Source organism: Thermomonas sp., assembly GCF_020850895.1.
GTDB lineage: Bacteria > Pseudomonadota > Gammaproteobacteria > Xanthomonadales > Xanthomonadaceae > Thermomonas.
Map to the genome: position 1 here is coordinate 1 of NZ_JADZDS010000054.1, position 8,076 is coordinate 8,076.

At 63.4% G+C, this 8,076-nt stretch carries 12 protein-coding genes; 1 reads left to right on the top strand and 11 read right to left on the bottom strand.

From position 1 onward, the window contains the following. From IT472_RS05365 to IT472_RS05405, 9 genes are all read right to left on the bottom strand, one after another. Nucleotides 1-592, bottom strand: a 592-nt coding sequence (locus IT472_RS05365) for a hypothetical protein (RefSeq protein ID WP_297179497.1), incomplete at its 3' end; no start/stop codon positions are given. After that, nucleotides 589-1,089: a DUF6511 domain-containing protein gene (locus tag IT472_RS05370; protein WP_297179500.1), complete on the bottom strand. Its 501-nt coding sequence runs from the start codon at nt 1,087-1,089 to the stop codon at nt 589-591. The genes IT472_RS05370 and IT472_RS05365, both read right to left, overlap by 4 nt. Nucleotides 1,090-1,098: 9 nt before the next feature. Continuing rightward, on the bottom strand, nt 1,099-1,746 hold the full coding sequence (locus IT472_RS05375; RefSeq protein WP_049246979.1) for a hypothetical protein: 648 nt from the start codon (nt 1,744-1,746) through the stop codon (nt 1,099-1,101). A gap of 5 nt (nt 1,747-1,751) precedes the next feature. Next, entirely contained in the window at nt 1,752-2,612 is an 861-nt protein-coding gene (locus IT472_RS05380) for an ATP-binding protein (RefSeq protein WP_297179506.1), read from the bottom strand. Further along, nucleotides 2,612-3,373, bottom strand: coding sequence for a Bro-N domain-containing protein (locus IT472_RS05385; protein WP_049246975.1), 762 nt, complete (start codon nt 3,371-3,373; stop codon nt 2,612-2,614). The genes IT472_RS05380 and IT472_RS05385 overlap by 1 nt, the downstream gene beginning before the upstream one ends. A gap of 5 nt (nt 3,374-3,378) precedes the next feature. After that, nucleotides 3,379-3,855 (bottom strand): hypothetical protein, encoded by a 477-nt coding sequence (locus IT472_RS05390; protein WP_049246972.1) that lies wholly within the window; start codon nt 3,853-3,855, stop codon nt 3,379-3,381. A gap of 11 nt (nt 3,856-3,866) precedes the next feature. Further along, entirely contained in the window at nt 3,867-4,130 is a 264-nt protein-coding gene (locus tag IT472_RS05395) for a hypothetical protein (protein WP_012479850.1), read from the bottom strand. Nucleotides 4,131-4,224: 94 nt separating this feature from the next. Next, complete coding sequence (locus tag IT472_RS05400; RefSeq protein WP_297179513.1) at nt 4,225-5,154, bottom strand: hypothetical protein; 930 nt, start codon at nt 5,152-5,154, stop codon at nt 4,225-4,227. 13 nt (nt 5,155-5,167) lie between these two features. Continuing rightward, on the bottom strand, nt 5,168-6,064 hold the full coding sequence (locus tag IT472_RS05405; protein WP_297179516.1) for a hypothetical protein: 897 nt from the start codon (nt 6,062-6,064) through the stop codon (nt 5,168-5,170). Nucleotides 6,065-6,073: 9 nt separating this feature from the next. On the opposite strand from IT472_RS05405, the gene IT472_RS05410 reads away from it, so the two are divergent. After that, nucleotides 6,074-6,535 carry a hypothetical protein gene (locus IT472_RS05410; RefSeq protein WP_297179519.1) on the top strand — a complete coding sequence of 154 codons (462 nt, stop codon included), beginning with the start codon at nt 6,074-6,076 and terminating at the stop codon, nt 6,533-6,535. A 154-nt stretch (nt 6,536-6,689) separates the two neighbouring features. On the opposite strand, the gene IT472_RS05415 is transcribed toward IT472_RS05410, so the two are convergent. Together IT472_RS05415 and IT472_RS05420 are read right to left on the bottom strand one after the other, a co-directional pair. Then, nucleotides 6,690-7,502: a hypothetical protein gene (locus IT472_RS05415; RefSeq protein WP_297179522.1), complete on the bottom strand. Its 813-nt coding sequence runs from the start codon at nt 7,500-7,502 to the stop codon at nt 6,690-6,692. Beyond that, entirely contained in the window at nt 7,503-7,781 is a 279-nt protein-coding gene (locus IT472_RS05420) for a helix-turn-helix transcriptional regulator (protein WP_297179525.1), read from the bottom strand. Between the last annotated feature and the right edge of the window lie 295 nt (nt 7,782-8,076).

Consider the following 8,076-nt stretch of genomic DNA (forward strand, 5'->3'; position numbering starts at 1 on the left):
GGGCTGCATCAAAGGGCACGAGCTCGGTGTAGATCTCCATCGTGTCGGCGTTGAGCGCCGTGAAGATCGCCGGGTGCTCGTGCAGTTCGAGATAGGCTTGGTAGATCGCCACTTGCGCGGCGTAGATCGGCTTGGAGATCGCCAAGCCCTTTCTCTCCAGATCGCTCCAGGACTTGTTGCCAAGGCATTTGCATTCCCAGAGTCCAGGATAGGCAAAGCCCTCAGGGCCACCCACGATGACGCCGTCAATGTGGCCCTGCAGGCGACCGTCTGCCACCGAGAAACCGAACTGCTCGCCATCAGCCTTTCGGGTGCGCAAGTCAAAGCCTGCCTCCCGCAGCCACGCGACCATGCAATCCTCCATGACATGGCCACGCTCGAAGATGCGCAGCATCCGGCCCGGGGTGTCCCGCCCGTGGTCGATGGGAGCCTTGGCGTACTCGAATTGCAGGGCGCGCTCGCAGGCCACCCCGAGGCGCGAGGCCCCGAGGTACTGGCGCTCGGATTGACGGGCTCGGGCCTGTTGCAACCCGGCGTCGACCAGGGCGGTGATCTGGCCCGCGATGCTTGATGAGGAATTGAAGTCCATCATGGCTTCTTCCCCTTCGGTTCATCCCAAGGCAGGTCATCCTCCAGATCCGCGAACGGATTGGCGGCATCGGGTGCCAGCGGATCGGGCGTGGGCGGCAAGCCCCGCACGGGCGGGAACTTGGTGACCTCGTGGTGCGCGACCATCGCCTCCGACCAGCAAGTGACGATGGCATCGATCACCCGCAGCGCTTCGGCCTCGGAGTAGTCGCCCAGAGGCTTGATAAAACCGATCTCGCCCGCCGCCTCGCCGAAGGACTTGAGGCATTGGCGCATGGCGGCCAGTTCGACTTCAGACGGATCGATCATGGCGACCTCCGTCTTGCCGATGTAGCCATCCTTGGCCTGTTGCCAGTTGCCGTACAGCGCGTGGAACGCGTCCTGGCAGCGACGGGAACAGAACACCCAGTCGAGCACGTAGCGGCGCGCATCGCCGGTCTTGAATCGACCGTCCGTGTGGCCGTAGCCGCGTGCTTGTCGTTTGCAGACCCAACATTTCATCGGCCTCCCTCACTGCGCCCACGACGGTTTGCCCGTCACGGGTGCGCGTTGGGCAGGCGCTGCCTGATACGCGGGTGCCGCTGGCTGTGCCGGAGCACCGGAGGTGCCACCACCCGTGGTCTTGGGCGGCACGCCCATCAACTTGGCGTAGTCGGGGTGATCGGGTTCGACCGCGACCTTGACCACGTTGCGGTCCTGGCCCTTGCCATCCTTCTCGATGTCGACGCGGGCGAGGAACTCGAGGCCATCCAGTTCGTGGAAGCCCTGGATGCGGCGCGCGGCGGCGGCCTGCGGACTGTTGTCCTGCGGGTGGACGTTGCGGGCGCTGTTGAGCGCGGCGCGAATGAAGCTGCGCCCCATCTGACCCCAGGTCGGCCCCTTCTGCGAATGCAGGCCGATGTTCGACCACATCTTGCGTTTGGCGTGGTCGCCAGCGGTGACCACGAACTCGGCGGCCAGATAGATCGAACCGGTGTCGAAGGACTCGGTGGCGTAACCGCCGCCCCAGCCTTGGCTGGGATCGTCATAACCACCGGGCTTGAGGGTCATGCGCACAGCGACAACGGTGCCCTTGGGGATCAGGTCAAAGCCGGATTGCTGCGATTCGGCGTCGTTGAAGTCGTTCCAGTTGTTGCTGGTGGTGGATTGCTGGGTCATGGCGATTACTCCTGAGATTCGTGGGATTGGATGGTGGCAGTGCGAACGGGCGTGGCGGCGGGCTCACCCGCGCACTTGGCGATCAGTGCGCGCAAGTTGGGCGGCTCGAGCGGATCGAGGCGACCGCTGCGGTCTTTGGCGGGGAAGCCGTAGGGATTGACGGTGTGCGTGACGAAGGCGCGGTAGGTGCTGCCACTGCCGTCTGCTTCCTGGGCCTTGATCTCGGCCAGCGTCACAACCTCGTCGACGATGCCGGGCAGCTCCAGTGCGGTCTTGCTGCCTTCGATCTGCGGCACGAACACCTTGCGGTTGTAGTCATCGAGCCGCTCGTCGAGGATGGCCACGAACACCACGTTCTTGCCGCGTGCGTGCTGCAGATGGGTCAAGGCGCTGATCATTTCCTGCCCGAGCAGGCCGTAGGCGCCGCGCATGTCCGGCTTGCCGGTACGGTCGCTGACCGCGCCGGGTTGCGTCTTGCACCACGCGAAGCACTGGCGCGACAGCTGCGTGATCGAGTCGAGGAAGAAGGTCTGGTAGCGGTCCAGTTGCGCCGGGTCACCGTACTTCTCGACGACGTGATCGAAGTGCGCCTGCGAAAACGCCGACTCCGGCGGCAGCGACTTGTCCGGGCCCGCGAGAAACACGAAGAAGTCGCGGCTCTCCGGCCAGGATGCCGGACGGATGGTGTCGCCGGGCCAGTCAGCCACGGCGAGATCGCCCGCCTCAATGTCGAGGAACAGCGTGGTGGCCGGGTCGAGATCCTTGAGCCGGGTGGTCTTGCCGATGCCGGATTTGCCCAGCATCAAGAGCTTCACGCCCTTGCGTTCGGCCATGCGCTGCTGCGCGGAGATGATGGGAAGGCTCATTACGCGGCCTCCTTCAGTTCATCGGCGACGGCGGGATTCCAGAGGATCTGGTAGCCGCTGTGGCCGTTGCGCGAGTACGGCATGGCCTCGGCCCATGCTTCACCAGCCTCGGACAGTTCCCATTCGTCACGGTCGTTCCGGAACTGCAGGCCAGCCGCTGCCAGCATCTGGTTCGTGGCTTTGGCCGAGCGGTTGAGCAGCTTGCCGAGCTGGGTGGCGTTGAGCGCGCAGATCGGTTCGTTGGCCGACGGCAGCGCGCGGCGCAGCACCTCGGTGGTGATGCCCGTGTTCTCCTGAATGCAGGTGAGCGTTGCCGCCGCTGCGATGCCCGGCTTGACGCCCGGCACCTTCGCCACAGCCTCGCCGATCAGCAGAATCGCGGATACACGGTCATGGGTCGGTGCAGGCAAGGCCGCCAGCGCAGCGGGAACGGCATAGCTGCCGGTCTTGCGGATCGCGGGCAGCACCTCGCTGGTCACCCAACGTTTGAAGCGCTTAGCGGCATCCTTGGTGCTGCCGAGGATCAGGGCGTAGAGGCCCGACTCGTTGACGTGGTTGGCGCGCTGGGTGCGTCCAAGGTTGTCGATGACGTCGCGTTTTGCGACATCATCCGAATCGACGTGTTTGGTGAGAGCATCGCGCGGATTCGAGAGTTCCAAAGCCGCGCAGACGTCGGCGGCGTTGAACCACGGCTGGCCCGCGTCGTCGACCTGAACGCGCACAGCGTGCGCTTCAAACTGGAAGGGAATGATTGCACTCATGGCTATTACTCCGAATCAAGGGAAAGAGTGAAAGACGGCTTGCCGGAATCCACGGTGCGAGCGGCGGCGAACTGCTGCTGCAAGGCAGGCGGCCAGTTCGTGAAGCGGGATTCGGAGACGGACAACTTGATGTCGAGGTAGCCCTCGACCTTCTCGCCTGATGCCACGATGCGTTCGGCGATTTCGGTCAATTGCTGCTGGTTCCAGCTGACCTTCTTGGGCAACTCGAACTTGAGCCGCAGCGGGCCGTCGCTGATGTGGGCGGTGCCGAAATCGCGGCCGGATTCACGCAGCGCGGCGCGGGCCTGCTCGCCGTAGCAATGATCCAGCGCCGCGTCGAACTTGGTGCGGGCCTTCTTGAGCCAGTCGATAGCCGCGTCGAGGTTCTTGTCGATCTCGCGCTTCTGCTCGGGCGGCAGTGCGGCCAGTTGGCTGACGGACATCTCGGCGATGTCGGCGGGGAAGATGGTTAGATCGCTCATGGCCGTCCTCCTCACTGATACGCACGAGTGAAGCTGGAGTAACGCGAGACGCGCCGCTCAAAGGCTTCGATTTCGTGCAGGAGGTAGGTGACCCGGCGGCCGAGCTTGCAGTAGATCGGTCCGAGCTGTTCCTGACGCCAGCGGCGCAGGGTCTTGACGGAGAGCCCCCAGCGGATGGCGAGCTCGTTTTCGTCGAGGGCGATGCACACGGCACCGCCGGGGTTGGGTCGGAATGAATCCCGGCCGGTTTGGGTTGCTGGAACTTGGGTTTGCATTTCGATGTGCCTCCTAGATGAAATGGGCACATCGAAGTCTCCGCATGGAACTACGGACTGAATCCGGATCGGACTCCGGAAAAATCTACGACCTTCATTGGCGGCGGACTTGGTAGTAGCCGCCAGACTTCACGAGAACGAGGAAGTCCTCTCGCGTTTCCTTGTCGCCGAAGGCCTCGTCAAAAGATCTGGCAGCAGAGTGGACTTGCGGTTTAACGTCGGCCCACTTCATGGCCGGTGGCGTCTTGCCTTCTACGCCCCACATCACTTTCAGAATTGCCGCCCGCGTATCACTCACCAGTCGTGATGAAGCAAAGTGAGGCAATTTCACGCGGGTGCCTTGTAGATACTGCTCTGGCTCCGGCGCACCACTGGGCGTGACATAGCCGCGCAGCACCCGGTCGAATGCGCTCGCGTCGAAAACGTCCTGCCCGCCGTCCACGCGAACGAACTCGTCGAGCGCCCGGATCACATGGTCACGCGGTAACACGGCATGTGAGCGGCATGCCTGCAGCACCACGCCGCTGCGTGGCCACACGGAATCGGCAAGAACCGCAGAGGTTTCGGCGCTTGGCGCACGCATCCATGCCCGACCTACGAATACCGGGGCGAAATCATGCGTCCCGGCGACGCGCAGATCGCCGAGGTGCCAGAGATGGTTCGGCGTGCGGCATGGGCGGCTGGCACGTCGCCGATCTTCGATGCCGATCAGGCGGGCCAGATCGGCCAGCCATGGCTCGATCTGGATGCCGTACAACGCGATCTCGTTCAATGGCTGCACGACAGTGCGACCGTCCAGCGGGCTGCGATAACGGTAGCAGCCCGCATCCGGATCGGCCTCGATTTCGGCCTCGCATTCGGAGTCGAGGAACGGGGCCATCACGTGCGTGAGGTGGCCCTCGTCGGTGATCCAGCCCCGTTGCCGAAACTGAGGCCAGTCACGCCCGAGCGTTGTGGCCAGCACAGGCGTGGCCAGGCTCGGCAGCCTGTCGATGGCGCTGAAGAAGTGCAGGTGCAATGACATCGTCGGCGCTCCCTCAGAATTCGCTCAGTACGCCGAGGCGGATCAACTGCTCCAGCACGCGCTTGCGGTCGTCCTCCGTTTTGCTCTTGTCGTTCAGGCCGTTGGGGGCGGTGATCTGCACGGCGACGTTGTGGGCCTTGCGGTGGGGCTGCTTGGCCATGCGCATCACTAGCTTCACCTGCACCAGCGCGTATTGGCTCAAATCCTCGGCGGCGTAATCCTCGTAGGCGACCTGATAGATGTTGCGACCATCGCGCCGGTCGCGGGTGATTTCCATCTTGCTCGCCAGCTGCCGTGCGACGGTTTTTCCACCCACCTCCATCTGTTGGTCAAAGGGCTTGGCCACCTTGATCTGCAAGATATCGATTTTCTCGATGTCCGCGATGCGATCCTGTTCTAGCCGCTGCAGCATGGCCGAGGTCGAGAACCCAAGCAGGTCAAATTGACGCATCGGCATGTCATCAATCGCGCCCTCGTGCGCCAGCGCCACATCGCGGAAGATGGTGGCAAGCTCCCGGCGCTTTTCCCGGTCTTCGCAGAACACAGTCAGCGCCCCGGTGGCCGGTTCCCAGGAAAAGCGCGCCGACATGGCGGCGGGCTCCTCGTGATCGACCACCTGGCCATCTTCGACTTGCCGGTAATGTGCGGTAGAGCCGTTGAAGGTGGCGCACAGCGTGTGCAACTGGGTCAGGGGTTCGTCGTCAGCCTCGTCATCCTCCTCGCGCTGCGCGTGCGACAGGCCGCATCGGACAAACTGCTCGATGAGGATTTGTTCCTTCGGCACATGCGGGAACAGCTCGGCAATCCGTGTGCGCAGCGCTTCCTCGATGTCATCGCCATTTTTCGGTTCCACCCCCTTGGGGCCAAGGTAGTGGCTCGAGAAGTGCTCACTTTTCCACTGACGGTGCATCACCTGTTCGTGCTCGGCCTGATCGAAGCGCGCTTCGCGGCGTGCACCGGTCTCGGGGAACTCCTGCAGGATGCACAGGTGCAGTGCGCGGCTGTGGCGGTCGCTGGGCGCGGCGAGTACGGCGGCATCGTCTTCGCGCCGGGCGTCGAGCACTGCCTGAACGGCCTGCGCGCCGTAGTCATCGCCGAGCAGGATCACTCGTTCGACAGCATCCTCGAGGCACTGACGGATGGGAGCATCCAGCTTGGCCACGCAATGGAAAAATGCCTGACGGGATTCGACCGGCAGTTTTCCCTTGGCGGCATCGGCCAGTGCCTGCAGCTCCGGCAACGCATCGCCGCTGGCGTGTTCGAGCAGGCGCACCACCAGCGCCGGGCGCTTGACCTTGCGAAGGAGATCGACGAAATGCTCCATCCCGGGCAGGATGGTGGGGCCGTCATCGGATCGCTGTTCGCGCGCACGTTTCGGTGACGACTTCGGGTTGACCACTTTCTCCTGCTGGGCGGTGGTGGTGTGACCGGTAGGCATAGGCAGATTCCTTCAGGAAGTGCGCGATTGCGCGAACTGTTAATGGCGGGGTTCAAAAAATGCCGACGCAAGGTCGGCGCGGGAGGGATGGCATTGGTCAGCGCACGGCAGCCCCCGAACGGATCAGGCCGTAGCGCTGCAGGCGCACCTGCACAAAGCGCGGGTTGACGCCAAAGCGCAGGGCCAGCGCGCGCTCCAGCAATTCCATGTCCGCTCGATCATCGGCGGTGAGATGCAAGCTGGTGCCGGGGATCTCCGGGTCAATCGAGGGGCCTCGGTGGATGTGGACGTTGTACTCCGGAGCCAGCGCTTCTGCAGCCGCGTTCAGGAGCTGGCGCGGCACCAGCAGCGAACCCATGAACTCATTGGCGCGCAGCTCGGCAAAATGCACGTCGGACGCCAGCGCTGCCGGTACGCCGGTGGGCACCTTCGCCAAGTGCTCGCTGTCCGGCGTGGTGGTGCGGTAGGCGCGCTGCACAGCTGGCTCGAAGGCATCGAACAGCCCCGGCCCCTTGCTGCCGTCCATGATCCAGCCCGGTGCATCGAACACCGCATGCCCCAATTCGTGGGCCAGCGTGCTCAGTGCCAGCAGTTCGCTGAGTTTTTCGCCAACGGGCGAGACGCACACCATCGCGGTGTCGGGAACACCGGGGTCGTACTCGCAGATGCCGAAGACATGGTTGCCATCCTCGTCGTGCACCTCGCATTCGGCGCTGACCTCGAGCGCGAAGTCGATGCCGTTGATCTTCAGGCGCTCAATCTGGCGCAGCGTGTCGAAGGCAATCGCGTCGACACCGACTCCCACCAGCTGCTGACGGGCCAGCGCGGCGATGGCTTCGATCTCGATGTGTTTGATGTATTTGGGGCGCTTGCGGTCGCAATGCCGATAGTCGAGGGTCAGAACCGGCATTCACTTCTTCTCCGTGACTTCCCGGCGGTACATCCGCACCACGTTGCCCACATCGTCGCGGATGTCCGGCGGCAGGCGGCTGGCTTCGCCGAATGCGTCGTCTGGGCTGATGCCCAGAATCTCAGCTGCCTTGCGGATCAGTTCGTCTTTGGGCGGCTTCTCCATGTCGCGTTCGATGCGCGACCAGTACGCAGGCGAAATCTCGAGCTGACGCGCGAACTCGTTCATCTGGATCTGCTTCTCGTCGCGCTTTTTGCGAATGAAGGCTCCGAAAGGCATGGGTGTTTCCTAGTTGCGTGATTTGTTAATTTCTCGAGCGTACTGCGGAGAATGCCGCCTGTCAACCGTTTAGTTAACGCGAAAGTTTTTCCGCCGATTACCCGGAATTGCCATCCGCTTCGGAAGATCAGGCTCACTATCCCTGACGGTTGCTATTCCCCGGAGCCGTCATGAAGAACCTCGAACTCGCATCTCCCTCGGAGATGAGCGCCAGCGCCCGTGCTGGCGAAATCGCCGCCATCCTTGCGGCCGCCATCGTCCGCACCCTTGCTGCGGATGAGCCGAAACAGAGAGA